At 36.5% G+C, this 25188-nt stretch carries 24 protein-coding genes; 16 read left to right on the top strand and 8 right to left on the bottom strand.

What is annotated here, in order from left to right:
• Positions 1–13 precede the first annotated feature (13 nt).
• From GFJ36_RS15525 to GFJ36_RS15510, 4 genes are all read left to right on the top strand, one after another.
• Positions 14–1228, top strand: coding sequence for an MFS transporter (locus GFJ36_RS15525; RefSeq protein WP_097890346.1), 1215 nt, complete (start codon positions 14–16; stop codon positions 1226–1228).
• Positions 1229–1325: 97 nt separating this feature from the next.
• Positions 1326–1652: a heme-degrading monooxygenase HmoA gene (gene hmoA, locus GFJ36_RS15520; RefSeq protein ID WP_088609164.1), complete on the top strand. Its 327-nt coding sequence runs from the start codon at positions 1326–1328 to the stop codon at positions 1650–1652.
• A gap of 148 nt (positions 1653–1800) precedes the next feature.
• A complete protein-coding gene (locus GFJ36_RS15515; RefSeq protein ID WP_157349674.1) occupies positions 1801–2505 on the top strand; it encodes a nucleotidyltransferase domain-containing protein in 705 nt (234 codons plus the stop codon).
• Positions 2506–2709: 204 nt separating this feature from the next.
• Positions 2710–3102: a VOC family protein gene (locus GFJ36_RS15510; RefSeq protein ID WP_046959774.1), complete on the top strand. Its 393-nt coding sequence runs from the start codon at positions 2710–2712 to the stop codon at positions 3100–3102.
• A 143-nt stretch (positions 3103–3245) separates the two neighbouring features.
• Here GFJ36_RS15510 and GFJ36_RS15505 read toward each other — a convergent pair whose 3' ends face one another.
• Positions 3246–3848 carry a chorismate mutase gene (locus GFJ36_RS15505; RefSeq protein WP_141542741.1) on the bottom strand — a complete coding sequence of 201 codons (603 nt, stop codon included), beginning with the start codon at positions 3846–3848 and terminating at the stop codon, positions 3246–3248.
• Between the two features lie 244 nt (positions 3849–4092).
• On the opposite strand from GFJ36_RS15505, the gene GFJ36_RS15500 reads away from it, so the two are divergent.
• Entirely contained in the window at positions 4093–4596 is a 504-nt protein-coding gene (locus tag GFJ36_RS15500) for a GNAT family N-acetyltransferase (RefSeq protein WP_088063795.1), read from the top strand.
• A gap of 138 nt (positions 4597–4734) precedes the next feature.
• Here GFJ36_RS15500 and lsrF read toward each other — a convergent pair whose 3' ends face one another.
• From lsrF to GFJ36_RS15480, 4 genes are read right to left on the bottom strand one after another with little or no spacing between them, the layout of a single operon-like run.
• Positions 4735–5517, bottom strand: coding sequence for a 3-hydroxy-5-phosphonooxypentane-2,4-dione thiolase (lsrF, locus tag GFJ36_RS15495; RefSeq protein ID WP_097890223.1), 783 nt, complete (start codon positions 5515–5517; stop codon positions 4735–4737).
• Between the two features lie 6 nt (positions 5518–5523).
• Positions 5524–5886: a cupin domain-containing protein gene (locus tag GFJ36_RS15490; protein WP_088609161.1), complete on the bottom strand. Its 363-nt coding sequence runs from the start codon at positions 5884–5886 to the stop codon at positions 5524–5526.
• A 26-nt stretch (positions 5887–5912) separates the two neighbouring features.
• Entirely contained in the window at positions 5913–7475 is a 1563-nt protein-coding gene (gene lsrK / locus GFJ36_RS15485; RefSeq protein ID WP_141542742.1) for an autoinducer-2 kinase, read from the bottom strand.
• Positions 7475–8407 (bottom strand): sugar-binding transcriptional regulator, encoded by a 933-nt coding sequence (locus tag GFJ36_RS15480; protein ID WP_087984656.1) that lies wholly within the window; start codon positions 8405–8407, stop codon positions 7475–7477. The genes lsrK and GFJ36_RS15480 overlap by 1 nt, the downstream gene beginning before the upstream one ends.
• A 197-nt stretch (positions 8408–8604) precedes the next feature.
• Between GFJ36_RS15480 and GFJ36_RS15475 the strand changes: the two genes are divergently transcribed.
• From GFJ36_RS15475 to lsrB, 4 genes are read left to right on the top strand one after another with little or no spacing between them, the layout of a single operon-like run.
• A complete protein-coding gene (locus GFJ36_RS15475; protein WP_097890221.1) occupies positions 8605–10086 on the top strand; it encodes a sugar ABC transporter ATP-binding protein in 1482 nt (493 codons plus the stop codon).
• Positions 10083–11036 carry an ABC transporter permease subunit gene (locus GFJ36_RS15470; RefSeq protein ID WP_060487174.1) on the top strand — a complete coding sequence of 318 codons (954 nt, stop codon included), beginning with the start codon at positions 10083–10085 and terminating at the stop codon, positions 11034–11036. Before GFJ36_RS15475 ends, GFJ36_RS15470 begins: the two co-directional genes overlap by 4 nt.
• Positions 11033–12022, top strand: coding sequence for an ABC transporter permease subunit (locus tag GFJ36_RS15465; protein WP_141542743.1), 990 nt, complete (start codon positions 11033–11035; stop codon positions 12020–12022). The genes GFJ36_RS15470 and GFJ36_RS15465 overlap by 4 nt, the downstream gene beginning before the upstream one ends.
• The gene (lsrB, locus tag GFJ36_RS15460) at positions 12019–13062 is read left to right on the top strand and encodes an autoinducer 2 ABC transporter substrate-binding protein LsrB (RefSeq protein WP_087984658.1); all 1044 of its coding nucleotides are present in this window, start codon (positions 12019–12021) and stop codon (positions 13060–13062) included. The genes GFJ36_RS15465 and lsrB overlap by 4 nt, the downstream gene beginning before the upstream one ends.
• Positions 13063–13108: 46 nt before the next feature.
• Here lsrB and GFJ36_RS15455 read toward each other — a convergent pair whose 3' ends face one another.
• Complete coding sequence (locus GFJ36_RS15455) at positions 13109–14611, bottom strand: malate:quinone oxidoreductase (protein ID WP_000069156.1); 1503 nt, start codon at positions 14609–14611, stop codon at positions 13109–13111.
• A 380-nt stretch (positions 14612–14991) separates the two neighbouring features.
• Here GFJ36_RS15455 and GFJ36_RS15450 point away from each other — a divergent pair, with 380 nt between their 5' ends.
• From GFJ36_RS15450 to GFJ36_RS15430, 5 genes are all read left to right on the top strand, one after another.
• Positions 14992–16038, top strand: coding sequence for a DUF2332 domain-containing protein (locus GFJ36_RS15450; RefSeq protein WP_088063790.1), 1047 nt, complete (start codon positions 14992–14994; stop codon positions 16036–16038).
• A gap of 359 nt (positions 16039–16397) precedes the next feature.
• A complete protein-coding gene (locus GFJ36_RS15445) occupies positions 16398–18137 on the top strand; it encodes a sigma 54-interacting transcriptional regulator (RefSeq protein ID WP_088609156.1) in 1740 nt (579 codons plus the stop codon).
• Positions 18138–18378: 241 nt separating this feature from the next.
• Positions 18379–19983: an ATP-dependent acyl-CoA ligase gene (locus tag GFJ36_RS15440; RefSeq protein ID WP_088063788.1), complete on the top strand. Its 1605-nt coding sequence runs from the start codon at positions 18379–18381 to the stop codon at positions 19981–19983.
• A gap of 44 nt (positions 19984–20027) precedes the next feature.
• The gene (locus GFJ36_RS15435; protein ID WP_088063787.1) at positions 20028–20819 is read left to right on the top strand and encodes an enoyl-CoA hydratase; all 792 of its coding nucleotides are present in this window, start codon (positions 20028–20030) and stop codon (positions 20817–20819) included.
• 121 nt (positions 20820–20940) lie between these two features.
• Entirely contained in the window at positions 20941–22377 is a 1437-nt protein-coding gene (locus tag GFJ36_RS15430) for a GntP family permease (RefSeq protein WP_088063786.1), read from the top strand.
• Positions 22378–22516: 139 nt separating this feature from the next.
• On the opposite strand, the gene GFJ36_RS15425 is transcribed toward GFJ36_RS15430, so the two are convergent.
• A complete protein-coding gene (locus GFJ36_RS15425; RefSeq protein ID WP_370513117.1) occupies positions 22517–23017 on the bottom strand; it encodes a GNAT family N-acetyltransferase in 501 nt (166 codons plus the stop codon).
• A 23-nt stretch (positions 23018–23040) separates the two neighbouring features.
• Positions 23041–23421 carry a VOC family protein gene (locus GFJ36_RS15420; RefSeq protein ID WP_060487169.1) on the bottom strand — a complete coding sequence of 127 codons (381 nt, stop codon included), beginning with the start codon at positions 23419–23421 and terminating at the stop codon, positions 23041–23043.
• Positions 23422–23600: 179 nt separating this feature from the next.
• Here GFJ36_RS15420 and GFJ36_RS15415 point away from each other — a divergent pair, with 179 nt between their 5' ends.
• Together GFJ36_RS15415 and GFJ36_RS15410 are read left to right on the top strand one after the other, a co-directional pair.
• On the top strand, positions 23601–24092 hold the full coding sequence (locus GFJ36_RS15415; RefSeq protein WP_141542744.1) for a nitroreductase: 492 nt from the start codon (positions 23601–23603) through the stop codon (positions 24090–24092).
• A gap of 336 nt (positions 24093–24428) precedes the next feature.
• On the top strand, positions 24429–25188 hold a 760-nt coding region (locus tag GFJ36_RS15410; RefSeq protein WP_242015997.1), incomplete at its 3' end, for an SH3 domain-containing protein.

Genomic DNA, 25188 nt, shown 5'->3' with positions numbered 1-25188 from the left:
TTGGTGTGTGAAATTGAAAAATGTATTGAAAAACCGTTCGTTCTTTTATATGTGGATTGGCAGTGCAATTTCAGAGTTAGGCGGGGCTTTCGGAACGTTATGTAATTCGATTCTTGTTTACGAATTAACAGGATCAAAAACAGCATTAAGTAGTATGTGGCTACTATACTTTATCCCATCTCTTATACTACAACTAATAAGTGGCCCATTTATTGATAAATGGAGCCGGAAGTGGATTATGATTTTTTCGCAATGGATGCGGGCTTCGGTTTTCTTACTGCCGTTAGTCATGTTACTTACTAACAGTATAGAAGTATGGCATGTGTATGTCGTACAAATAATAATCGGGCTTATTACGCCGCTGTATACACCTGCAAGTCAAGCAATTACACCGAGTATTGTAAGTAAAGAACAGCTTCAAGACGCAAATGCGTATATTGATGGAATGGCTCGTCTTATGATGTTTCTTGCGCCCGTATTAGCCGGAGTAATCATTCATTTGATTGGAACAGAACTTACATTATCTTTCGTATGTATTTGTCTATTTGTTAGTGGCGCATTACTACTTAATATAAAAGAAAAGAGAACAAAACAATCTATTCGGAAAACGTGGTTAGAACAGTTTCTTCACGGTTTTACATATTTTTTCACAAAACCAGTTATCGTTTGGCTCGGTATTTTTCTTACTTTCGTGCAATTTGGAGTTGGGGTTACGCTAGTTACAAATCTTCCTTATATAAAAGACGAGCTGTCAGCCGGGTATGCGGAATTTGGTTATTTTATGGCCGGATTCCCATTTGGCTATGTAGTTGGATCTATACTAGTCGGAAAAGTAACATATAAAAGCCGGCGTATACTTATGCTTGGTGGATTGTTTATAGGAGGACTCACATATATTTCTCTAGCATTCAATCATAGTATAGTAATTGCAGTGTTCATTGAAGTTGTTGCAGGCATTTGCATTGCCTTTTTCAATGTTCATAACACGACAATAAGCCAACAAACAGTACCAAACAATATGATAGGGCAAGTATTTTCAGTGCGGTTATTTTTCATACGATCCGCTATGCCGTTAGGTGTGTTATTAGGAGGCATACTGAGTGAAATGTGGGGAGTGAGAGCACTATACTTTATCATCGGTGCGATTATATGTACCACTTCTTTAATAGGAATATTACTTCCGTATTTCAAATTTTTAGATGAGGCGATAGAAGAGAAATCAGCATAATTCAAATAATTATAACTTTTTAATTGAAAATAATTATCATAATCAACTATAATAGAAGAATACTAGTATTCGTATTACAAAGAGGGAGTGGGATTATATGTTTATCGAAACGAAAACATTTACAGTAAAAGAAGGTACATCAAATATAGTTGTAGAACGTTTCACTGGAGAAGGTATTATTGAAAAATTTGAAGGCTTCATCGACTTAAGCGTTCTTGTGAAAAAAGTAAGACGCGGCGACGAAGAAGTTGTCGTTATGATTCGCTGGGAATCTGAAGAAGCATGGAAAAACTGGGAAACAAGTGAAGAACATCTAGCAGGACATAGAGCGAGTCGTGGTAAACCAAAACCAGATCATATCATTAAAGTGGATCACGCAGTTTATTATGTAAAATCATCGAAAGCGGCTTATCAGCAGTCGTAAAATATAATTAAAGGTAGAGGATATTTGTTTATTAATAAACAAATATCCTCTTTTTTTGACTTATAGTAAAATATGGATGTGATATATGTTTTATTGTTTCGTTATAAATGGAGGTAAATGAAGTGAAAAAAATGTTTGGAGGTTACAAATGTTAGAAGCACAAATATCTGTTAAACATGAACAACATAAAAAATTAGTGCAAACCATAGTAGCTGAAATCTTATCTATAAATAAGATAACTGGATGTATGCTTATCGGATCTGTCGCAAGAGGTGATGCATATCTTGATTCGGATTTAGACTTCTATGTTCTTTTAGAAGACGGACAAAATAAGAAATTTCATTCTGAAACGAGAGAAGAAATTTTAGTTGAATATAAGTATGCAGACGTTAATCAAATACTAGAAAACTTCAAAAACAATCCGATGGAATTATACTCATTTTTAGAAGGGGAAATTTTATTTGATAAAAGCGGCGAGTTGAAAAAGTTAAAGGAAATAGCTACATATGAATTTGAAAACTATCGTGTTTCTAGTGACAAAGTGAAAGGCATTTCTTATTGGTTGCATAGTTCGCTCATTAAAATTCAGTCTGCTTTAAAAGCAAATGATGAGTTAAAAGCTTCATACATTGTTCATACGTCAACTTGGACATTGTTAGAAGGGATATGGGCTATTAATAACAAGCCTACACCGCCAGCGGGATCTGTTTTAAGGTATATACAAGTGTTGCCTAATAAACCAATTCATTTGGAGGCATTACTTCATAAACTATTTGTAGGGGATACAATAGAACGTACCTCTTCAGCAATTTTCTTGATTGAGTGGATTTTACACAATTTGAAAAGTAAATAATTTGACCATTTTATATAGGTAAATTAAAATTTCATGTCGAATGATTCATGTAATTGCATGCATTAAAAAAGCGTTCTAAGCTATAGAGAAAAGTATTAGACTATAAAGCATAGTCTTAGACGGAACGCTTGAATATCTTGCTTTACATATTTAGGTGTTATGGATATGAGTCTATATAACTTCTGTTTAATAGGAGATGAGTAAATGAAGTTAAATCATTTGAATCTATGTGTTGATGATTTATCAGAAGCGAGACATTTCTTTGAAACATTTTTTGATTTTCAATTTTTGGAGCAAAAGGGGAAGGCACTAGTAGTGATGAGTGATGAGAGTGGATTTATACTTGTGCTAAGCGATCCAAAAGCATTTAAGGGAAATAAGGAAGTTATGTACCCTGAAGCTTTTCATATTGGTTTTTTAGTGGATACTTCAAGTGAAGTTGATCAAACATATAATCGTTTAGTAGCTGGTGGCATTGAAATAGACAAGGAACCGTATGCAATGAGAGGTAGTAGTTACGGTTTTTATTTTTCAATGTTTAATGGATTGTTAATTGAAGTGTCCTGCCTTGACTATAAAGATGGTAAGAAAATTTAATAACAAATTTACAATAGTAATTGCATGAAGATGTAACTATACCCCTTATCCAGTTTGGAAAGGGGCTTAATTATTTTAAGGGACATAAAAGTAAAAATAAACGAATTTTAGTCAGGAAAAGGGTTTGTGAGACAGCCTTTTTATTAATCTATCTGAATCTCAAATTCAATCACAGCTTGATCTTTCCTAAACGGTATATTAAGTTCTTTAAATCGTAATCTAATTCCAGACGAATTATCAGGAAGGGCAGGAGATACAACAAAATGATGACTCAAATGTCCATCAGTACCGCCACCACCTTCAGGCCAGCAGTCATATGTATCATCTATTGATAATTGGAAGAAACTATGAGGCTTATTTTCATTAAAAACTTTATCAGTGGAATCCCAATCGCTATATAAATAAACTACACTAGCATTTGCATATTGCCGAATAAAAGTTACGGTATACATGATACCATCATGTTCATAAGATTTAAAAACAGGTAAATGTTTTTTGAATGTAGTTGGTTCGACGCGAGGTTTAAATTCACCTTCGTCCATCATGGAAGAGAATAGTGAATTTAAATAGTCTGGATAGAATCCGTATTGCTTTGCCCATTTATAAATGGCTTCATCATGTGGAAAACCTGGATCACCATCTGAAAGTTCTTTTCGTTCTTTTAATAGGGCACAAATTTTTTCATCGATAGTATATAACCTTTCATCGTAATAATCAGTAGGCCGTTCAAAACCCATTCGTTTCATAATCATTCCTCCTTTTCTTTATTTTAACAAAAAAGAAAGTGCGATACATTTTTAAATGTAAATTTAAACTCATTCATAAATCAAATATTGTAGACTTAAAATGAAGTTTGATAACAAGGTCTATTTAGCAGAGGAATTACTTATGCATAAAATAATAATAATGTATGAATCAAGCAGGTTTCCCATATGGTAAAGTACGAAACTATTATAAGTAGTACAGTGAAATCAATAGGAGGTTACCGCTATGACAGCTGTTTTTAAAGATATGGCGTTCCAGTTAAAAACGGAACGACTCGATCTGAATATGTGGGAGGAATCTGATGCAGTCTGGCTGAGACAATTAATTGGTGAACGTGGTGTGGACATGCCAACCATTGAATCTGTTCGTAGCTCTCTTATCGAAATGCGCAAGAAAGCAACTGAAAATGGTATTTCTCTTCTTACTATACGTAGGCGAGAAGAAGGGGATTTCATCGGATACTGTGGTTTAATCATCGGTCGTTCCACGCTTGAAGAGCCAGAGATTGCATATGAGTTGTTCCAAAGTGCTCATCGAAAAGGTTATGCGACAGAGGCAGCATCAGCAGTGCTTGAGGCCGCGATCGCTACGGGGCGCCAAAGACTTTGGTCAACTGTAGGTGCTTGGAATACAGCGTCTTTCCGGGTATTAGAAAAGATAGGGTTTCATCGGCATCACAGTACGTGGGGGGAGCGCGGTGAGATTGTTTGGAACGTACGCGATCTGTAGAAATCTGACTAAATCCGGAACAAAAAAATGTAAAAGAAAACCTCTATGCTAGGTTACTTAGTAATCTAACATAGAGGTTTTTCTTTATAGTAAATATTAATTTTGTATATATTTAAGAGTAATAGTCTGTCGTTTATTTTAATTTTTTACATCGTCGAATAATTGGAGTGCCTCTTTCACATTCAATCTATTCTTCACAATGCCATGAATCGCTTGAATCATCGCAGCAGGATGTTCAGATTGCCATATGTTTCGCCCCATATCTACGCCGATTGCGCCTTCTTGCAGTGCATTGTACGTAATGTTTAATGCGTCTTCAATTGAATCGAGTTTTGGACCACCAGCGATTACAACTGGGGCAGGGCAAGTGCTGGTGATTTTTTCGAATCCTTCGCAGTAATACGTTTTAATAATGTCAGCACCCATTTCAACACATACGCGGGAAGCGAGTGCTAGAAAGCGTGCTTCACGTTTTTGTAATTCTTTCGCAACAGCGGTAATACCGAGTACTGGTAGACCGTAATCGTGAGCTTCTGAAACTACATTTGCGAGATTTGAAACAGTTTGTGTTTCATAGTCTGATCCGACGAAAACAGAAACACCGATGCCAATTGCGTTTTGTTTTACTGCTTCTTTTACTGGTGTAACAATTGTTTCATTCGCTAAATCTTTACCGACGACAGTAGCTCCACCTGAAACACGCATAACCATCGGTGTGCTGCAGTTTTCAGGAATACAGGAGCTAAGTACACCTCGAGTTAAAAAGAGGGAATCTGTGTAAGGAAGTAAGTTTTTAACTGTTTCAAGTGGCTGTTCTAGCCCGTGAATGGGTCCTAAAAAGTAGCCGTGATCTATCGCTAACATAACCGCTCTTCCATCAGGCAAAATTGTATTTAATCGATTTTTAAATCCCCAAGTCATTAGAAATCACTCCTTCGTTAATGTTGGATTTCCCGTTTGTACCGTATCTTTATTTGGTAAATGTGGTGACTTAATAAAAACTGCTTTAAAAGGTTTGTCAGAATGGTTAATAAGATAGTGAGATTCATGAGGGCGAACTTGCAATACATCGCCTTGTTTAATCGGAACTTTTTCGTTATTCACATAGAAATCAATTTCACCTTCTAATGCATAAAAGACTTCCTCGCACGTCGTATGGTAGTGATTTTGAAACTCTTGCCCAGGCTGAATGACAACAAGGCCAAGATCAATATTCGGACCTTGTATTAAATATTTCGGCCCATTATCACCGAAGCGATAGGAGAAGTCATTTTCATTCGCTTTTAACATACTTTTTCACTCCTTTATGTAATGTGTTACAGAGCACCAGGCGCAATCCACATATGTGAGGTGAGCCCTTTATCAGCTAAAGCGAGTTGACTGTTATACACAGTTTTCCATGTTTCATAGAATTCTTTATATAGTTCATGATTTTCAGTAACTGGTTCAAATGTGTGCTCCCACTGTACAAACTGTTCAGCAGTTTCTTCCATAGCTGAATATATGCCAGCGCCAACTCCAGCAGCAATCGCAGTTCCTAAAGCAGCTGCTTCTTTCACAACAGGTACTTTTACAGGAATACCAAGGACGTCCGATAAAATTTGTGGCCATAGTTTTCCTTTAGCAGCACCGCCAGCAAAAATGACTTCAGAAGGGAATGTCCCTGTTAGATTTTCTATTAATTTTAAGTTGCCAAGTGTAACGAAGGCAGCATTTTCTTCAATAGCACGGAACAGTTCTTTTTTTCCGCATTTGTCTGCATCTAAACTTAAATTTAAAAAAGAAGGTGCGGCATGACGCCAAGAAATGTAGTTCATAACATTTGAAAAGGTAGGGATAATGCCATGTGAACCAACAGGTACGTCTTTCGCTTGTTCTTCTAATAATGTATAAGCATCTACACCGAGTTTGTCAGCAAGTTTCTTTTCCTCATGGCAAAAAGCGTCTCGAAACCAGCGCATAACAAGGCCTGGGAAAAAGGCAATCGTTTCATATTGCCAAAGGTTAGGTACGACGTGACAATTTACCCGAATGGAAGCATGTGGATCTGTTTTTGGTTCTGTAACATTGACTTCTTGTTGCCAAAAACTACCTCCGCATATTAACGTTTGATTAGGTTTCACGACTCCTGTTCCAAGTGAGGCCATTTGTGCATCTCCGCCCCCGGCGACGACAGGAATTCCTTCACATAATCCAGTTAATGCTGCACACTCTTTTGTGACGTTGCCAATTACTGTACCCGCTTCATTTACTGTTGTTGAAAATGGTAACGTTAAACCGCACTCGATAGCGACATCGTTATCCCATACTCTATTTTGCAGGTCAAAAATACCGGACGTACATCCATTTGATGGATCGATTTGCAGCACGCCGCTTAATTTATATAAAATCCAATCGTTTAACATCGTAAAAGAGTGAATAGCATTATAGACGTCTGGTTCATGTTTTTTAATCCAAAGTAGGCGGGGTAAAGCACCTAATGAAAAAGTTTGACCAGATCTTGTATATAATTCTTCTTCAAGATGTGACCGAATTTCTTTTAGTTCACTAACTTCGGCGGATGCGCGCCCATCAACATTTGTACAAGCCCAAATTTCTTGCCCATCTTTATCATATAAAACAAAACCTTCTCGCATACTAGTAGCGCTAATAGCTTGAATAGAAGAGGGCGAGACATTACTTCTTTGTAAAACTTCTTTCGTGCATTGTTGTACAAGTTGCCAGTTTTCTTTTACATCAAAATTCATAGAGCCTGGATAACAAGGATCCGTTTTATGAACCCATTCTTTTTGACTGACCGCAATTTGATTACCTAGTAAATCAAAAAGAACAGCTCGAATGCTTCCTGTACCAGCATCAAAAGCTAATAAATGAGACATTAACAATCACCATCCTTTCGTAATAAGGAGAGGGCCGTTTCCTCATCGGTAATTAATGTATGAATGAACTTTCCTTTTAAGGCACCATAAATTGCATCTATCTTTTCTATACCTCCAGCAACACCAACGACATGTTTCATTTTGCGCAGAATCGAGAGCGGCGTACCAATTAGTCGATTATGATGTGGGAGCTTTAATAAATCACCATTCGTATTATAAAACTGCCCTAAAATATCGCCAGCACCGTTTTGACTACGAATATATGTCATCTCACGTAGTGTTAATTTTTCTTCTTTTACAATAGTTGCGTCTTGGGATAGCCCGCCAATGCCAACAACTGCTGTATGAGCAAGTGAAGCGACATGAAGCATATCTTTTACACTCGGTTCTGATAGAATACTTTGTGCCATTTCGGTTGTAGATGCTAGAAACGGCGTAGGGATAATGTGAAAATCGCCTTGCATGTAGTGAAAATAGTTTTGTTTTCTCGGGAGATAGTGATTTACTCCGCCTGTTAGCGTTACAATTGAAAGATTAATAGAAGTTTCAAAATGAATGTTTTCTAGCATTTTGCTAATCGTTTCACCCCAGCCAATGCCGAGTAAATCGCCTTGTTGGAGCTGAGTTTCTAAATACTGTGCAGCAGCTTTTCCGAGAGAAGCGTGATAATTGTTTATTGGAGTAGGGATAATGAAAGCATCTTTTAAATGGAATTTTTTCATTAGGTCACGCTCAATACTTAAACAGTGTAAACCAGTCCCTTTTACGTGAAATGTAACGATACCTTCACTGCGCGCCTTATCTAATAATCGGACAACTTTATTTCTTGAAATGTGAAGAAGTGAAGCAATTTCCTGTTGTGTTAATTGGTCTTTATAATAGTACCAAGCTACTTTAGTTAATAAATTCTCTTCAAAGTTCAGCTGTGTCATACGCGTCATCCCTTTCAACAATTGACCACTGCTTAAACATATGTGCCATGTATTTTGTTTATTCCAGTTGAAACGATTAATTGTCTGATGAAAAAAGTGTTCTAGATATGAAAAAAGAAATATACAATGCTACAAAACAAGTAGAACAAATAATCATTTTCTCAAAAAATGTTCTGGATGAAGGCAGGTGACATCATGTGGAGAACGTACCTTTATTACATGTAAAGAAAATGAGTAAGGCGTTTTCAAATCAACATGTGTTAAAAGAGGTGAACTTACAAGTAGAGCGTGGCGATATATACGCTTTAGTTGGAGGAAATGGTGCTGGAAAATCAACATTAATGAAAATATTAACGGGGTTATATTCGTATGATAGTGGAGAAATGTATGTAAAAGGAATGAGGAAACAGTTTGTAAATCCGGAAAAAGCACACCGAGAAGGGATTTACTTAATACCACAAGAACCACTCATTTTTCCGCATATGACCATTGAAGAAAATATATGTATCGGACTAAAAGGGAAGAAAAAGGAATTAAAAGTAAAGATTCAGCAATTGATTGACAGTTTAAGATGGGATATTGACCTTAAAGAATTAGGAGGATCACTATCCATTGCGCAGCAACAGTTAGTAGAAATCGTTAGAGGATTAATACGGCAAGCCGAGATTCTTATTTTAGATGAGCCAACATCGACATTAACAACTCACGAAATAAAGAGTCTTTTTGTGCTGATGAAAAGTTTACAAGAAAAAGGAATTGGAATGATATATATTACGCATCGCTTTCCAGAAATCTTTGAAATTGCCAACAAAGTAGCGATATTACGTGATGGAATGATTGTAAGCCAAGGTGATGTATGTGACTATACATATGACATGCTAATGGAGGGGTTATTGCCGAAAGGGTATAAACAAGAAGAGAAAAGAGAAATAGTGCAAGAGACAAAAGAAACGAAAAAAATATTAGAAGTAATTGATATAACGAGTCACGCATTCGAAAATATATCATTTACTGTACATGCTGGAGAGATTGTAGGAATTGCTGGCATTGTTGGATCAGGCAGAACGGAATTAGCAGAAACCATATTTGGATTGAAGTCTATAAAATCAGGTTCTATTTTATTAGAAGGAAAATCAATTGATTCATGCTCTTTGCATAAAAGACTTAGCGAGGGATTAGTTTATGTGCCAGAGGATAGAGCAAGAAATGGTATTTTCTCAATTGCATCGGTTAAAGAAAATATGACTGCAGCAAGTTTACATCAGAATAGTCGATTTTTCATTAACCAAGAAAAAGAAAGCGCTTTATTGAAGGCGTATATAGAACAGTTTCGAATTGTTGTACGAAGCATGGATGAAGTTCTAGCATCTTTATCGGGAGGTAATCAGCAAAAAGTCGTGCTTGCAAAATATCTTGCGTGTAATCCAAAAATTATTATTCTTGATGAACCGACTCGCGGAATTGATGCGAAAGCAAGGATTGAAGTATATGAGACGATAGAAAAAATGAAAAGGGAAGGACTCGCAATATTATTAATCTCTTCCGATGTTGAAGAAATCGTTCAATTAGTAAATCGTGTATATGTAATGCGAAATGGACAATTTGTTTCTCATTTAGAGAAACAAAATATGACTGTAGATGAAGTTACACGTCTTGCATACGGAGGTGTAACGGAATGAAACGTATGTATAAAATGCACGAAACATCTATCATACTATTATTACTCATTTACATTGCCATTGTCGGAATGATAAATCCAAGTTTCGTTCAGCTTAACTCGTTATCTTTAATGATGAAATCAAGCGTTATTTTAGTTGTGCTAGCAATTGGCCAATCGTTCGTCTTATTTACGAAAAATATAGACGTATCAGTCGGTTCAATTATGGGATTAAGCGCAGCTGTTTGCGGGATGTTGTTAACGGATGGATATCATGCATTTTTGTCCATACTTGCTGCTATTTTACTTGGCGCTATTCTCGGTTTTATAAATGGGATTGGCGTTGCGAAGTTTCGGGTACCAGCTATTATTATGACATTAGGTATGTTAGGGATCATTAGAGGTGCGATGTTAATTTTCACAGGCGGAAAGTGGATTGAAGACATACCAAACAATTTTAAGCAACTGTCATCGATCGTCATATTTGGTTTGCCGATAATTGTATGGGTTGTTCTTATTATTTTACTACTACTATACTTCTTTTTAAGGAAAGTGCCATTCGGAAGATACTTCTATGCGGTAGGTGATAATGAAGATGGCGCGAGACTCATTGGTATACCAGTTAATAAAGTGAAGATATATGCGTTTATTATATCTGGCATAAGCGCTGCTCTCGCTGGTTGCATATTTGTCATGAATATCGGGTTCGTACCAAATCAAACAGGTACCGGGATAGAACTACAGGTTATCGCAGCTGCTGTACTAGGGGGAATTCATTTAAAAGGAGGAACGGGTTCTATAGTTGGAGCTGCATTAGGAGCAGTATTTTTAGAGGCGATTAGTAGTTCACTTGTCTTTTTAAAAATACCTGCGTTTTGGAATAATGCTATTTCAGGGTTTTTATTATTAGTAATCGTTATATTAGATAGTGTTATGAAAAAGTGGAAGGCGGAAAGGAGGATGAATCTATGAAGTATTTGTACAGATGGGAAGGTGTTCTAATTGTATTACTTTTTATAGAATTCATTCTCTTTAGTTTTATAAGTAGTGATTTCTTAAATATTAGTAATCTCCTTTTTAGTACAAATGATTTTCTATTTATAGCAATCGCAGCGATACCAATGACTTTCGTTATTGTAACAGGAGGAATTGACGTTTCTGTAGGATCTATTATGGGGTTAACTTCGATTATAATTGGTGTACTTTGGATGAATGGAATACCTATTTTGCTAGCGGTCATATTAGCTCTTTTAATCAGCTGTTTAGCAGGAGCTTTAAACGGATTCATTATAAAAATGACAGACGTAGAGCCACTTGTCGTTACACTCGGAACAATGTTTTTATACGGCGGAATTGCACTCGTCATTTCAGGAGGGGCAGGTGCTTCTGGATATGAAGGGATAGGTGGTTTGCCTGACGCATTTGTACAACTGGCAAACGGTAGTTTTATAGGGATACCGAATTTATTATGGTTATTGATTATATTAACGATTTTATGCACTGTATTGTTTCACCGTACTATTTATGGGCGCCACGTCAAATTAACTGGTGCAAACGAAAATGCAGCAAAATACACTGGGATCAAAACGAAAAAAGTAGTCATCATCGCTTACATACTTTCCGGGTTAGGAGGTGGATTAGGAGGCGCTTTCTTAACTGCATATTTCAGCTCCGCACGTGCTGATATGGGAAGTGAAACGATTTTACCAATCATTACAGCAGTCGTATTAGGCGGGACACTTATTACAGGGGGAAAAGGAAGTATTATCGGTACTGTACTGGCGAGTATTTTTATTGGGTTAATGCAGTATGGCTTGCAAATGACGGGTTTAACAAATGAACAATCTAACGTAGTTATTGGTATTATTCTTATTCTTTCAGTTATTATGAGACATTTCAAATTACATCAATTCACACCATGGAAAAGAAAGAACTTGCATAAGGGGGAAATGTCATGAAGAGAAAACTGGGGATTGTATTCATTGTATGCATTTGTTTAATCGGTTTAATCGCTTGCTCTAGTCAAACGGCAGATAAGAAAAGGGCAGATGATGTGAAATTTGCATTCATTCCGAAATTAACTGGAGTTGGCTTCTTTACATCGGGCGGTGAAGGAGCAAAAGAGATGGGAGATAAGTTAGGCGTACATGTGAAATATGATGGACCGTCTGAAGCAAGCGTATCAGGGCAAGTGAAATATATAAACAACTTTATTAATCAAAACTATGATGCACTTATGGTCTCATCTACTTCAGTAGATGGTCTATCGCAATCATTGCAACGAGCTAAGAAAAAAGGAATGACTGTTTTAACGTGGGATTCTGATGTGAATCCGAAAGACCGATCATTTTATATAAGCCAAGGAACACCAGATCAACTTGCTAATTTATTAATTGAAATGACTTCCAAACAAATTGGAGATAAAGGAAAAGTAGCTTTCTTTTATTCTAGCCCAACAGTAACGGATCAAAACCAATGGGTAACGAAAGCGAAAGAAATTATTAAAAAGAAATATCCAAGCTGGGAAATTGTAACGACGCAGTATGGTGAAAATAATGCGCAAAAATCTTTATCTGTAGGAGAGAACATTTTAAAAACATATCCAGATATTAATGCAGTCATTTGCCCGGATGCAACGGCACTACCAGCGATGGCACAAGCAGCTGAAAACTTAAAAATGGATAAAAAAGTAGTCGTAACTGGTTTTTCCACACCAAACGTTATGCGTGATTACGTAAAACGTGGAACAGTACAACAATTTGGATTATGGGATGTAAAACAACAAGGTGCACTCGCAACGTATGTAGCAAATGAAATAGTAGTAAAAGGGAAGAAGTTAAAAGTAGGGGATAGTTTCGAAGTAAAAGGAATCGGAAAAGTGAAAGTAGAGCCAAACTCCATCCAAGGTTATGATTATGAAGCAGAAGGAAATGGAATTATAGTATTACCAGAGCGGGTTGTATTTACGAAAGAGAATATTGATAAATATAATTTTTAGTAACAAAAAAACGTCCGAATAAATCGGACGTTTTTTAATAACTTCTTTAATTATGAACCGTTTCTTTTTCATTTAATCCAAGCGTACGACCTGTAGAAGTGTGAAGGTCTTGGAACAATCTTGGATTTTCAGTTAGTGAAATGCCATAAGAAGGAATCATTTCTTTTATTTTTTCTTCCCATTCTACCATGCGGCTCGGGAAACATTTTTCTAATACTTCAAGCATGACGTGAACGGCAGTAGAGGCACCTGGTGAAGCACCTAGTAATGCAGCGATTGAGCCGTCAGCTGCACTAACAACTTCAGTACCGAATTGAAGTGTACCTTTACCGCCAGCATCAGTATCTTTAATTACTTGTACACGTTGCCCAGCAACTACAATATCCCAATCTTCACTTTTCGCGTTCGGAATGAATTCGCGTAATTCTTCCATACGTTTTTCGTGAGATAACATAACTTGCTGAATTAAGTATTTTGTTAATCCCATTTCTTTTACACCAGCAGCTAACATCGTTAAGACGTTATTTGGTTTTACAGAACCAATTAAGTCAAGGTTTGAGCCAGTTTTTAAGAACTTAGGAGAGAACCCTGCGAACGGTCCAAATAGTAAAGCTTTTTTATTGTCTATATATCTCGTATCAAGGTGAGGTACAGACATTGGCGGAGCGCCAACTTTAGCTTTACCATATACTTTCGCATGATGTTGCTCGACAACTTTTTGGTTTTTACATACCATAAATAGTCCACTTACAGGGAATCCACCAATATGTTTTGATTCAGGGATACCAGTCTTTTGTAGTAGAGGTAGACTACCGCCACCGCCGCCGATAAAGACGAATTTTGCAGTGTGATGCTCAATTTTACCACTATTCATATCGTGTACTTTTACTTCCCACAAACCATTCTTTGTGCGTTTAATATTTTCGACACTATGTTTGTAGTTTAGCTCGACATTTTTCGTTTGTAAGTAATCAAACAACATACGTGTTAATGCACCGAAGTTAACATCTGTTCCAGAATCAATCTTCGTTGCAGCCATTGGTTCGTTAGGTGTACGTCCTTCCATAATGAGTGGAAGCCATTTTTTTAATGTTTCAGGAGCATCGGAAAATTCCATACCTTGAAACAGTGGATTTTTTGAAAGCGCTTCAAAACGGTTTTTTAGAAACTCAACATTTTTTTCACCTTGTACTAAACTCATATGAGGTAGAGGCATAATGAAATCTTGTGGATTACGAATTAATTTACTTTTTACAAGATATGCCCAAAATTGTCTTGAAAGCTGGAATTGCTCATTCACTTTTACAGCCTTACTAATATCTATAGATCCGTCAGATTTTTCGGAAGTATAGTTCAGTTCGCATAGCGCAGAATGCCCTGTACCTGCATTATTCCATTCATTAGAGCTTTCTTCCCCGGCACTTGCGAGTTTTTCAAAAACTTTAATTTCCCATTCAGGTGCTAATTCTTTTAGTAATGAGCCTAACGTTGCACTCATAATTCCTGCACCAATTAAGATAACGTCTGTTTTTTGCTGCATGTTGCTCATGATAATCTCTCCATCCCCTATATTGGCAAAAAAGAGTAGGTGTTTTCTATGTCTAAGCCGTAAAAGAGAAACACCGCCTAGGCCCCACCTAGGTATTTACCTTTTTTGTCTCAATTGTATAACCATCTCATACTCTATTATAATAATTAATAGACTAAAATATCTAGTGTTATCTGATAATTTTAAACTATTTAACGTTTTATTCGCCAAAAATCTTATTTAACAAGCTCTTTTAAGGTGATAAATAGAAAAAAATTACAGTTTGAAATTATCCCGAAAAAGCTTACGTATCGTAGAATGGGTAGAAAGGATACCTTTTTATGGAATTTTACCTCTGATAATAGTATGGTTATTCTGTAAAATGAAAAGGAGGGATATCAATGCGTACACAAGAACAAATCGCAAACTTATTTCGAAATTTTTCAATAAAGGAATGTAAAGGGTCAAGTGATTTATATGAATACTTATCAATAAAAATTGCTGAAGATGAGGAAGTACTTACACTATCTTCCTACGCTCAAGTAGGCCAACCAATTCCAAACTTATTATTAGGTGCTGTACATTATTTATTGCTATCAGGGAAAGAACATCATTTAAAAATGTATTACAGTAGCTTAGTTGAAAATGCTAATACGGATTTAAATCAAGCTTTTGATTATTTTAAAGATTTCTGTAAAACGTATCGAGAAGAAATCATTACCTTATTACAAACGAAACTCGTTCAAACGAATGAAGTAAGGCGATGTGCGTACTTATACCCAAGTTTTTGTTACATATTTAATAAAGTGAAAAAACAATTAGCGTTAATTGAAATTGGGACAAGTTCTGGATTACAACTGTTCTGGGATCAATATAGCTATTCGTATGGAACAGATGTAACATACGGAAATATAAACTCGAATGTGCATGTAACTTCTGAAATAAGAGGAGAGAATGTGCCTCATTTTCTAAAAGAAAGTCCATCTGTCGCAGAAAGAATAGGACTAGATTTACATGTAAATGATTTACATAGTAATGAAGATTATTTGTGGCTACGTGCACTCATTTGGCCAGAGCATAAAGAAAGACTTGAAATGTTTGACCAAGCAGCATCTTTAGTGAAGACTGAATCTGTTCAATTAATAGAAGGAGACGGTGTGGAGCTATTGCCATCTATCATCGAACAAATAAGTAAAGATGCTATAATCTGTATTTTCCATACACACGTCGCAAATCAAATACCTGAACAAGTAAAACGTAAGTTAGAAAAACAAATCCAAGAAATCGGTGCAAAACGTGATGTATTCCACCTATATAACAACATGTGGGACCGGGACCTTCATATTGATTATTATATTAACGGAAACGAATATCGTGAAACGGTTGGAGAAACCGAAGGGCATGGGAGATGGTTTAGCTGGAAAATTGGAGACCGAACTTTATGCTAAAGGAAACCTAACAATTATGGGTTTCGTCACCAATATTCGTAATAAAAACAGTTGACAGAAGGTAATCCGTCAACTGTTTTTTATTTTTATTAAACTTGCTTTATGTATCCAATTAAGTGTTAAACATGTCCCTGCTGCATGTTGCAAATAGCCCATGAAATAATCTTCTCTCAAAAGAAGCTAAAGAAAGTAGATTATAAAACTCTTGCTAGTGCCAAAAAAAGAAGCCACTGGTTAATGGGCTATATTACTAGTTTAATAATTTATAACTTCAAATGGAAAAACCAAGGGAAAGTAAATATTTAAAATGAATATATAATACATGCGAGAACGAGCGCAATTGGATAGGGGGCTTTCAAATGCATATGGACGAACGAATGAATTTGCAGGTAACTAGTCAGGCTCTTCAGGTAATGAATAACGGAATTGCTGTTATAAGTCATGATGGAATCATCACATATAGCAACAAACTATTCTGTAGCATGCTACAGAAAAAAGAAAATGAAATAATAGGTGAGCATATATCAACGATTATTCCTGATCGTAAAAAGTTAGTAGTGAATCAAAAGGATAGTTTGTACAGGTATGAATGTAGGAGTGGCAACCAAGTTTTAATTGTGAATGAATCCCATGTATATCGGAATGAGACAGAATACGGATCAATTGCCATTCTGGAAAGTAAGGGGAAAAGTATACAGTCTTTGGAAAGCATCATAAGTCGATATGAAAGTGCCCTAAATTTACTGTCTGAATGCATTCTAGGGGTAAATGAACAAGGAATTGTCAATTTTTTAAGTGGTTCTTATGCACAATTTTTAGGGATTGATGATCCGAAGGAAGCGATTGGTAAGCATTGTACGGAGGTTGTTGAGAATACGAGGATGCATATTATCGTAAAGACGGGACAGATGGAAATTGGGCATATCCAGCGTATAAGTAATCGGAATATAATCGCAACGCGCATACCTATCATCAAGGAAGGCAAGATTATTGGAGCAATTGGTAAAATTATGTTTCATGATATACAGCAGTTTAAAGCTTTGGGAGATCAAATTAGTGAAATGGAATCAAAGTTATCTTACTATCAAACTGAATTACAGCGGCTGCAAGAAAGGCGACTTTCCTTTCAAAGCATTATAGGAGAGAGTGCAAAAATGAAAGAAGTCAAAATGATGGCTTTAAAGGTTTCTAAAAGTCGGTCTACCGTTTTGATAAGAGGAGAAAGTGGTACAGGAAAAGAGCTCTTTGCACATGCGGTACATCGTGCAAGTCCGCGTGCTAGTGGCACATTTATTCGCTTGAATTGTGCTGCGATTCCGAGGGATCTTTTGGAGGCTGAATTGTTTGGATACGAAGAAGGGGCTTTTACAGGAGCAAAAAAAGGCGGTAAGCCTGGGAAGATTGAGTTAGCTCATAAGGGAACATTGTTTTTAGATGAAATTGGTGATATGTCATTGGACATGCAGGTGAAGTTGCTTCGTGTATTGCAAGAGAAAGAGATTGAAAGAATTGGAGGTACAAAAATTCAAAAGATTGATGTCCGTTTCATTGCGGCTACACATCGAAATCTCCGTGAAATGGTGCAAAGTGGGGAGTTCAGGGAGGATTTATATTATAGGCTGAATGTGTTTGAAATTGATATCCCTCCGTTGCGAGAGAGAAAAGAAGATATGATACATATAACGGAATTTTTAATTAAGAAATTGAATGGTGAGCTAGGTAGTAACGTTATTTCATTGGATGAGAGAGTAAGAGATTTATTTATGGAGCATGATTGGCCAGGGAATATTAGGGAGCTAGAGAATGTATTAGAACGAGCGATGAATGTTATAGAAGGAATGATTATTCAAGTGCATCATCTTCCTGCCTATTTACGAAAAAAAGATTTGGAAGAAGAGTTAATCCATGAAATATTTACGATGGGCCATGAGAACCATGAGATGAGTTATTTACTGAAGGCGGAAGTGGAATCCGCTGAAAAACGTGCGATTACGAGAGCTTTGGAAAAAACAGTTGGAAATGTAAAAGAGGCAGCCGAGCTTTTAGGAATTCATCGGGCCAGCTTATATCGAAAAATAGAGAAATACGAAATATCGTGAAGGAAAGTAAAGGGCAAATAGGCCCTTTTTTTGTTTGTAGTAATAAACACTGTCTCTTTTTTGCGACATTTTCTTATAGATGCGACATGGTTGCTAATGTTTGTAGCGCAAATGCGACATGTGAGGTTAGAAAAGTAAGGGAGATTACGAAGGAATAAGGGAATAGGTAATGAGTCGATTTTTGGCATGTTTCTTGCTATATAAATAAAAAAAGATTTTAGTAGGAAGGGGATGGAATTAAATGCTAGAAAATCATAGCTTACCGCATTTTATTATGCAAAGTATCGAAAAAACACCAAGTAAAGTATATTTACAATTTGAAGAACAAAGGGTTACATATGAGGAACTTTATCATCGAATTACAAGAGCTATAGCGGGGTTTTGTGAGCTCGGTATTCAAAAAGGAGACAAAGTTTGTATTATGCTTCATAACACTCCTGAATATCTGGATGTATGGTTTGCTTTATCTTTTATGGGAGCAATTGCGGTGCCTCTGAATGTGCATTTAAAAGGAGAAGGCTTGCAGTATATTATATCTCACTCTGATTGTAAGTTAATTATCGTTGATAAGGAATTTGTTCCTCAAATTGCCTCTTGTTTGTCATTTATACATAGGGACATTCAAATTGTTGCTTACGGAAAAAATGAAAGCGTAGTCATTGCAGGTGATGGCAAAGAGTGGTTAGTAATCGAATTGAAAGATGTACTAAATACAAATAATCATCACCTTCCAACTGCATTTGTTTCCTCCACTTCTATTAACAGTATCCTCTATACCTCTGGGACGACTGGTTTACCTAAAGGGGTTATGTTAAGTCATTCTGCTTATGTAAATTCTGCGCAGTCATTTGCCAACTATATGGTTGGCGCAAGTTCAAAAGATGTCTTATTTACAGCGCTTCCGTTATTTCATATAAACGCCCAGGCCCATACAGTACTTGGATCCATTTCTTCCAATGCTACGATTGCTCTAGGTAAGCGGTTTAGTGCTTCTAGATTTTGGTATGAAATTCGCAGTCATGGCGCAACCATTTTTAATTCTTTAGGATCTATGATTCCTATTCTCTGTAAGCAGCCGGAAAAGGAAGATGATAATGAAAATTTAGTAAGGGTGACAGCTTGTGCTGCTACGCCTAAGGAATTTTGGAAGCCGTTTGAGGAGAGGTTTGGCGTTCGGATTGTAGAAGGTTACGGATTAACGGAAACAACGGGTTTTTGTGTAACGAATCCATTGTATGCCAATAAGCCACCTTCTATAGGAAAACCATATTCTTACGTAGAGACGAAGATTGTTAATGAGGATGGAAATGAAGCACGGACTGGTGAAATTGGAGAGATTTTTATTCGTTCCTTACAGAGACAAGCATTCATGGAAGGTTATTATAAAATGTTTGATAAAACAGAGGAGGCAATGAAGGAGGGATGGTTCCATACAGGAGATCGAGGTTATCTAGATGAGGAGGGTTACTTATATTTTTGTGATCGAATTAAACAGTGTATCCGAAGACGTGGTGAAAATATCTCCTCTTGGGAAATCGAAAAAGTTGTGAATAATCACCCGAAAGTACTTGAATCGGCGGCCATCGGTGTCCCATCAGAAGTGGGAGAGGAGGATGTTAAATTATATGTGATTGTAAAGAAAGATGAAACGATGTCCCATGAAGAGATTATAGATTGGTGTCAAGAACGTATGGCTTATTTTATGGTACCTCGATATGTTCAGTTCAGTGAAACCTTCCCAAAAACAGCGACGGAACGGATCCAAAAGTTCAAGCTGAAGGAGGAAGGGATTGGTAGCGCTTGGGATCGCGAACAGGCCGGTTATGTAATTAAAAGAACGAGTTGATGTGCTGATTTTACTTTATTACATATTAGAAAGAAGGGATTGAATTGGAAAATAAGCGGGTTGTTACATGGTCCAAAGAAAATGGAGTCGCAACGATTATCATTGATAATCCTCCTGTGAATGTACTGAGCAGTGTTGTGATAGATCAACTGACGGTAGTAGTCGGTGAAATAGAACAGGATGATGAAGTAATTGTTGTACTTCTAACTGGAGCTGGAGAAAAGGCTTTCGTTGCAGGAGGAGACATTAAGTCGTTTCCGGAATGGATTGGAAAAGGGAGTGAATATGCAGAGGGAAAATCAATGTGGCTTCAGAATCCGTTAAATAAAATAGAAAGATTGCCCAAGCCTGTAATTGCTGCTATTAACGGATTAGCGCTTGGGGGCGGGTGTGAATTAGCTTTATCATGTGATTTACGGATTATAGAAGAACACGCCCAAATCGGGCTTCCAGAAGTGAAGTTAGGTTTGTTTCCAGGTGCAGGAGGAACGCAACGTTTACCGCGATTAATTGGAACTGCAAGTGCGAAAGAAATGATGTTTACTGGTGAACCACTCACTGCCGAAGTAGCTTGGCGAGTTGGTTTGGTGAATCATGTTGTTCCGCGTGGCGAATCGCTGAATAAGGCGAAGGAACTAGCTGTGAAGATGGCTCGGTTTTCTCTTCCTGCTTTATCCTTGATGAAGCAATCTATCAATAAGGGATTATCTGCTTCTCTTGAGGAAGGATTAAAAATAGAAGCTGAGAATTTCGGACATGTGTTTCAAACAAGTGATGTAAGAGAGGGAGTGGAGGCCTTTATAGAAAAGAGGGCACCAATCTTTCATCATAAATAAAAAGCTATAACTATAATATGCAAAAAAGTAATGCCTGCCTCCGGCAGGCATTACCAAAATATATACAAACAGAAAAGGATACAAAGTTAAAAAATCCATATTATTGAGGGGGATTGGGGTTATGGATTTATTGATTGTATTGTTAGCGCTTGGCTTGCTTATTTTTGTTGCTTACCGAGGATTCTCAGTCATTTTATTCGCTCCGTTATGTGCGTTGCTCGCTGTGTTTTTAACAGAACCGGCAAATGTTTTACCATTCTTTTCTAATGTTTTTATGGCGAAGATGGTCGGATTTATAAAATTATATTTTCCTGTCTTTTTGCTTGGAGCGATATTTGGTAAAGTGGTAGAAATCACTGGAATAGCAGAAAAAATCGCGAAAATTATTATCCGCTTTATAGGCGTGAAAAGAGCAATTCTTTCCATCGTATTAATGGGAGCGATTCTTACATACAGTGGTGTCAGTTTATTTGTCGCAGTATTTGCGATTTATCCATTTGCAGCGCAATTATTTCGTGAGGCGGATATTCCGAAACGTCTCATTCCTGCAACAATCGCATTCAGCGCATTTACGTTTTCGATGGATTCACTTCCTGGATCGCCTCAAATTCAAAATGTTATTCCAACTACGTTCTTTAAAACAGATATTTATGCCGCTCCTACATTAGGAATTATAGGAGCACTGTTTATCTTCATATGTGGTATGTTGTATTTGGAAAGATGTAGGAAGAAGGCTGCTGCTAAGGGGGAGGGGTACTTCGGAAAAGGCGATGCTACTTCTGAGATGGCTGCTACAACTAGCGCGCAATTGGTGCAAAATCCGATTGCTTCGGGCGATGTAATTCCAATTAGTTACTGGATAGCATTTCTTCCGCTTGTACTGGTTGGAGTGATGAATAAAGTCTTTACAGCATTCATTCCTGTTTGGTATACAAAGGGATTTGATTTTGCATCCATAGGTTTGAAGGAGTACGGAACAATTGATATGGGACAAGTTGTGGGGATTTGGTCAGTGGAAATGGCACTTCTTATCGGAATATTATCTGCTATATTATTAAACTTCCAAGCGGTAAAAGATCATTTTCAATCAATTACAAGCGTTGGTGTGAGTGGTTCAATCTTAGCAGCTATGAACACTGCAGCCGAGTATGGATTTGGTGCCGTTATAGCAGCTTTACCTGGATTTGTCATGATTCAAAACTATTTAACGGGGACTTTCTCAAATCCATTAATTAGCGGAGCGGTCATGACGAATATATTATGCGGGCTGACGGGATCAGGCTCGGGTGGAATGAGTATTACATTAGGTTTAATGGCTGAAAAATATATTGAAGCGGCAGCGAACTTTGATATTCCGTTAGATGTGCTGCATCGTGTAATTGCAATGGCGGCAGGAGGGATGGATACTTTACCTCATAACGGAGCAGTTATAACTTTACTTGCGGTTACAGGATTAACGCACCGGGAAGCTTATAAAGAGATATTTGGTATTACGATAATTAAGACCCTTGCCGTATTCTTCGTTGTTGGAGTGTATATGATGTTTTCTATTGTATAATAGGTAACTTGATCGTCAGTTAAAAAGAATGTATCTATCAATTAATTATGAATAATAGTAATCAGAAAAAGCCGTCATTCCATGAAATGATGGCTAAGAGAAAAAGGCAATACTACTAGTAGTATTGCCTTTTATTTAGTTAAATATATATACTCAAAACCTCCCTAGGCAATCCATCAATCTCACAAACTTTTTCAGAGGTAAAACCGACGTTTATTAAAATTTTGCGAGAGGGGATATTATTTGGATCAATAATTGCTTTTAGTACCTTTATATCTGTCTGCTTCGCTATATTCATTAGTTCCTTTGCAATCCTACTACTATACCTTTTTCCCCAGTGCTCTGGCAAAAGCATATAACCAATTTCAGCCTCTTTAACATTATCCTCGTTTACCGTAACATGTCCAAGATTGATATACTCATTTGTAATAGAATCATATACTTTATAAGAGCCGAATAGTTGATGATTTTCATTGCGCTTTACCAGCCTTGTAAAGTCATTTTTCGCTTCATCTAACGGAATAGCGCGTTCGGTAATTTGCGCCATTACTTCTTTATTGAATACGAGTTGGAAATATAAATTAAAATCTGTTTCTTCAAATTTAGCTTTTGTATAATATTCCTCCAAACTAATTTTCATTTGTTCTTCAGAAAAAAGATAAATTAAATCGTAATTTCAATTTGATTACCTTCAGGATCGCTTATCACACTTTCGTAATAGCCATCTCCAGTGAAACGTGGTCCATTTAATAAAGGATAACCATCATTTTTTAATGTTGTAGTTAATTCATTTACACGTTCTTCACTACCGACAGAGAAAGCCATATGAGCATAGCCAGTTATGTTGGGGTTCGGCTCTTTTTCTATACCTTTTTTACGCATAATTTCAAGTCTTGCACCAGATTCGAACGTAATAAAATAAGATTCAAATTGTTTTGCTTTATTATGATATAAAGAGTTCGCTTTACCATTAAAGTACTTTGTATAAAAAGAACGCATTAATTCTAAATCATTTACCCATATTGCAATATGTTCTATTTTCATAGTTTTCACCAATCCTTACTTAACTAATTTGGCTTTCACTTTATAAAAATTGTTTTTGCATTGCAAGAATTTTGATTGGGTGTTAAAGGTGTTATTAATTTTTGGTTATTTGTGAGCATACAATATGTAATTAAGTAAAGGAGAAGCATAGTAATTAAAGAAAAAGGTGAATGAAGCATATGAATCCATTTGAGCAAATGATGTACGTTGGTGTCATTATGTCTATTGTACTATCTGCAATGATTTTAGGATCTTTATATTATAATCCTCGTCTTTCGTTAACTGAATATCCGAAAGATATTCAAAAGGTAGTTTTTCCACAATCGATTCATGAAAAAAAGCAAACAATCTACTTTAATATTGCATATAATGCTATTCTTTTCGGTACGCCTGTCGTTTCTACATATATACTACATAAACATGAAAAACTATTATATGTTGATGCCTATTTACATACTTTTGGTATTTTAATGATTTTTAATGTAGTAGATTTGTTTATACTGGATTGGCTAATCTTTTGCTGGATTACCCCAAGATTTGTTGTTATTCCTAGTACCGAAGGCATGAAGGGATATAAAAATTATAAGTTTCATTTAAGAGGGGCCATAGTCGGCACAAAATTTTTAGCAATCGTAAGTTTGTTTTTGGCAGGAATGGTGACAACTATTTAGTATGAAGAGTTTATAGAAGATAGTGAGATTTATCCCGCGTTAACGGACAGTAAAACTCCCACCTCAAAATACAGTTGGAGCAAAGAAGTTAGGTGGGAGTCGGGCTGTCCGTAAACGTCCGATTGGTGAGGGCTAATAATCAGTGGGGGAGGAACAAAACCCCCACTGATTAAAGTTTCACTTTATGATATATAGAATTAAAAATGAGAATTTGATAGTATTGGAGTAAGGAGTTTTAATAGCAGTATATTAAGTCGTATTAATATACTGTTACAAATGCTTTCCTAATTTTATGGAAGTATTTGATAGAATTCAAAAAAAATAATGGAGGCTAATATGAAAAAAATAATTGGCGCAGCAACAGCAACTGTTTTTGGATTGGGAGCATTTACTACAACTGCTACCGCAGAAACAATCGTAACAGCAGATGTACTCAACGTACGTGAAAAACCGACTACTGAATCAAAAGTTGTCAAAAAAGTAAAAGAAGGAGAAAAGTTAAAGGTTATACATACGGAAGAAGGATGGTCCAAAATTGATTTAAATGGTAAAGAAGTGTTTGTAAGTGCGGAGTTTACAAAAGATGTGTATTATGTAACAGCGAATTTGTTAAATGTCCGTTCTGATGCAAGTACAGAATCAGAAATACTTGGCAGACTAAAAACAAATGATGTAATTGAATCAACGCATCCAGTAAAAGACGGTTGGTTACAATTTGAGTATAAAGGAAAAACAGCTTATGTTAATGTTTCTTTCCTATCAAGTACAGCACCAGTTGAAAAAACAGCTAAAGAGAAAACGAAGCAAGTAGCGAAAGTACACAAAACAGCTAAAGCTAAGGATGAAGTTAAAGCACAAAAGATAGCAAAGCCTAAGGAAGAAGCGAAAGTACAAAAAGTAACAAAGCCTAAAGAAGAAGTGAAAGTACAAGAAGTAGTAAAGACTAAAGAAGAAACGAAAGTACAAGAAGTAGTAAAGCCTAAGGAAGAAACGAAAGTACAAGAAATAGTAAAGGCTAAAGAAGACGTGAAAGCCCAAGAAGAAGCAAAAGCTAAGGAAGAGGCCGAAGCAAGAGAAATAGCAAAGGCTAAAGAAG

This window comes from Bacillus sp. EE-W1, from assembly GCF_009760835.1.
Classification (GTDB): domain Bacteria; phylum Bacillota; class Bacilli; order Bacillales; family Bacillaceae_G; genus Bacillus_A; species Bacillus_A wiedmannii.
This window is presented reverse-complemented; position numbering and strand designations above follow the sequence as displayed.

Coding starts and splice junctions, on each gene's coding strand:
- GFJ36_RS15505 (WP_141542741.1), bottom strand. CDS start 3,848: ATGAAACGAATGGGTTTTGAACGGCCTACTGATTATTACGATGAAAGG.
- GFJ36_RS15440 (WP_088063788.1), top strand. CDS start 18,379: ATGCTAGAAAATCATAGCTTACCGCATTTTATTATGCAAAGTATCGAA.
- GFJ36_RS15445 (WP_088609156.1), top strand. CDS start 16,398: ATGCATATGGACGAACGAATGAATTTGCAGGTAACTAGTCAGGCTCTT.
- GFJ36_RS15510 (WP_046959774.1), top strand. CDS start 2,710: ATGAAGTTAAATCATTTGAATCTATGTGTTGATGATTTATCAGAAGCG.
- lsrF (WP_097890223.1), bottom strand. CDS start 5,517: ATGACTTGGGGATTTAAAAATCGATTAAATACAATTTTGCCTGATGGA.
- GFJ36_RS15470 (WP_060487174.1), top strand. CDS start 10,083: ATGAAACGTATGTATAAAATGCACGAAACATCTATCATACTATTATTA.
- GFJ36_RS15490 (WP_088609161.1), bottom strand. CDS start 5,886: ATGTTAAAAGCGAATGAAAATGACTTCTCCTATCGCTTCGGTGATAAT.
- lsrB (WP_087984658.1), top strand. CDS start 12,019: ATGAAGAGAAAACTGGGGATTGTATTCATTGTATGCATTTGTTTAATC.
- GFJ36_RS15480 (WP_087984656.1), bottom strand. CDS start 8,407: ATGACACAGCTGAACTTTGAAGAGAATTTATTAACTAAAGTAGCTTGG.
- GFJ36_RS15515 (WP_157349674.1), top strand. CDS start 1,801: ATGTTAGAAGCACAAATATCTGTTAAACATGAACAACATAAAAAATTA.
- GFJ36_RS15455 (WP_000069156.1), bottom strand. CDS start 14,611: ATGAGCAACATGCAGCAAAAAACAGACGTTATCTTAATTGGTGCAGGA.
- GFJ36_RS15465 (WP_141542743.1), top strand. CDS start 11,033: ATGAAGTATTTGTACAGATGGGAAGGTGTTCTAATTGTATTACTTTTT.
- GFJ36_RS15450 (WP_088063790.1), top strand. CDS start 14,992: ATGCGTACACAAGAACAAATCGCAAACTTATTTCGAAATTTTTCAATA.
- GFJ36_RS15425 (WP_370513117.1), bottom strand. CDS start 23,017: ATGAAAATTAGTTTGGAGGAATATTATACAAAAGCTAAATTTGAAGAA.
- hmoA (WP_088609164.1), top strand. CDS start 1,326: ATGTTTATCGAAACGAAAACATTTACAGTAAAAGAAGGTACATCAAAT.
- GFJ36_RS15500 (WP_088063795.1), top strand. CDS start 4,093: ATGACAGCTGTTTTTAAAGATATGGCGTTCCAGTTAAAAACGGAACGA.
- lsrK (WP_141542742.1), bottom strand. CDS start 7,475: ATGTCTCATTTATTAGCTTTTGATGCTGGTACAGGAAGCATTCGAGCT.
- GFJ36_RS15430 (WP_088063786.1), top strand. CDS start 20,941: ATGGATTTATTGATTGTATTGTTAGCGCTTGGCTTGCTTATTTTTGTT.
- GFJ36_RS15420 (WP_060487169.1), bottom strand. CDS start 23,421: ATGAAAATAGAACATATTGCAATATGGGTAAATGATTTAGAATTAATG.
- GFJ36_RS15415 (WP_141542744.1), top strand. CDS start 23,601: ATGAATCCATTTGAGCAAATGATGTACGTTGGTGTCATTATGTCTATT.